Origin of the sequence: Xanthomonas sp. SHU 166 (genome assembly GCF_000364685.1) — a bacterium.
Lineage (GTDB): Bacteria > Pseudomonadota > Gammaproteobacteria > Xanthomonadales > Xanthomonadaceae > Xanthomonas_A > Xanthomonas_A sontii.
The window spans coordinates 1-2,321 of sequence record NZ_AQOJ01000471.1; the positions used below are offsets into that span (position 1 = coordinate 1).

At 73.1% G+C, this 2,321-nt stretch carries 1 protein-coding gene; it reads left to right on the plus strand.

Annotation, left to right across the window (positions count from 1 at the left end):
• Nucleotides 1–2,231: AAA family ATPase (locus tag D180_RS12445; protein WP_017913051.1), on the plus strand; the 2,231-nt coding region annotated here is incomplete at its 5' end.
• Nucleotides 2,232–2,321 lie beyond the last annotated feature (90 nt).

The window sequence follows — 2,321 nt, forward strand, 5'->3', positions numbered from 1 at the left end:
CGCGGGCGGCGGTACGGCGCGAGCGCCGCCGCGCCTGGGGACCGGCGCTGCTGCTGCGGCCGCTGCTGCCGGACTGGCGCTGGCGCGCGGCCTTGATCGGCATGCTGGTGCTGGTCCTGCCGTGGACCAGCGCACACTGGCTGGGCGAGACGCGCAGCTTCCTCGTCTGGTGGCGCCAGGTCGGCCTGCACGGCGATGGCGGCCTGCTGCTGCAAAGCCTGCTGCCCTCGCTGCTGGCGTACGGTCTGCTGGTCGTCGCCGGCGCGCAGCTGCTGGCGTGGCACCACAGCCATGCCGAACGGCGCGCACTGCAGGCGTTCGCACGCCTGCCGCTGGCGCTGGTGCAGGTGGCCGATGCTGGGTCGCGCGATGCGGGGACGACGTATCCGGTGACCCGCGCGCCATGGCCGCAGCGCGCCCTGCACGGGCGCTGGTCCATTCCCGCCACGCAGGGCGACCTGTCCGCTGCGCGGCTGCTGGCCTTGCACGACGGCAGCGAGGACCCGCGCCTGCAGGCGCTGATCGTGCTGCCCGATGCCCGCCATGCAGCGGCCCTGATCCTCCTCGACGCCGATCTGGCCGCCGACGCTGCGCCGTCGCTGCAATCGCTGGCGCTGGCACTGGCCGAAGACGCCGCCGTCGATGTCGCACCGATCGCTGCGCTGCACGACCACGTGCAGGCCTGGGAGGTCGCGCGCGGCCAGCAACGCGCGCTGCAGCAGCGGCTGCAGAGCCTGGATGCGGTGCAACGGCACTGGGCCGACGTCGCCCTGCCCGACGCCACGCTCGACCAGATCCTGAAACTGGTGGACCTGTTCGTGTCCGGGCGCCAGCCAGCACCGAAAGGCATGCTCCTGCACGGGCCGCCGGGCACCGGCAAGACCCTGATCGCGCGCAAGCTCGCGCGTCATGCCGGCTGTCATTTCGAGGCGCTGGGCGTGGCCGACCTGAAGGCTGCGCACGTCGGCCACACCGGCCCCAAGGTGCAGGCGATCTGGCAGCGCTGCCGCGAGTACGCACCGGCGATCCTGTTCATCGACGAATGCGAAAGCGTGTTCGCGCGCCGCGGCGGCGCCGACAGCGACAGCTTCGGCGCCGAACTGGTGCAGACCTTTCTTGCCGAATGGGACGGCTTCCATGCCGCGCACGGCCAGGTGCTGGTGATCGGCGCGACCAACCGCCCGGCGCTGCTGGACGACGCGATCCTGTCGCGCTTCACCGCCAGCATCGCCATCGGCCTGCCCGACGCCGCGGCGCGCGCGCGCATTCTCGGCGCCGAACTGCAGCGGGCCGGTTTTGCGCTGGAGCCGGACGCGCAGGCGATCGCCGACAGCACCGGCCTGTCCGGTCGCGACCTGCACACGCTGGTCGCGCGCGTCGCCGCCGAGTGCGTGGACGGCACGCTGGACAACGCCACCCTGCTCGCGCACCTGCGCGCGCTGCGCGGCAAAGGCTCCACTGCCGTCGCCACGCTCGGCTGGGACGACATCGTGCTGCCGGCGGCCACCGTCGAGGAGTTCGTCGGCCTGGGCAAGGAACTGCGCAATGCCGAGACCCTGGCCACGCTCGGCGTGCCGGTGCCGCGCGGGATCCTGATGGTCGGCCCGCCGGGCACCGGCAAGACCCAGGTCGCACGCATCCTCGCCAGCCAGTCGGGCCTGGCCTTCATCGCCCTGAGCAGCGCCGACCTCAAGGCCGGCTACCTCGGCCAGTCCGGCCAGCGCGTGCAGGCGGCGTTCGAGCGCGCGCGGGCGCAGGCGCCGTGCATCGTGTTCGTCGACGAACTGGACATCGTCGCGCCGGCGCGCGGTGCCGACGGCGACGACGCCTTCACCCGCGAAATCGTCGGCCAGCTGCTGCAGGAACTGGACGGTGTCGCCAGCCACGCCGGCCAGGTGTTCCTGCTGGCCGCCAGCAACCATGCCACTGCGATCGACCCGGCGCTGCTGTCGCGGCTGGACCGGCAGATCGCCATCGCCCTGCCCGACCACGCGGCGCGCGCCGCCATCGTCGCGCGCCTGCTGCGCGGCAAGCCGCTGGACCTCGACGCCGACGCCGCGGCGGCCTGGATCGCCGAGCGCAGCGAAGGCCAGTCCGGTCGCGACCTGCACAACTGGATCAGCCGCGCCATGCGTCGCGCCGTCCGCCGCGCCCTGCTGCACAGCGACGACGCCTCCGGCACACGTCTGCAGTGGGACGATCTGGTCGAGACGGCGAACGCGACGACGTAGCCGCCGGGCCTGAAGCTGCAAGCGCGGGGTGCGGAGCCAGGAGTCCTGACTGGAGTCCTGTGGGAGGGGCTTCAGCCCCGACGCCATGGT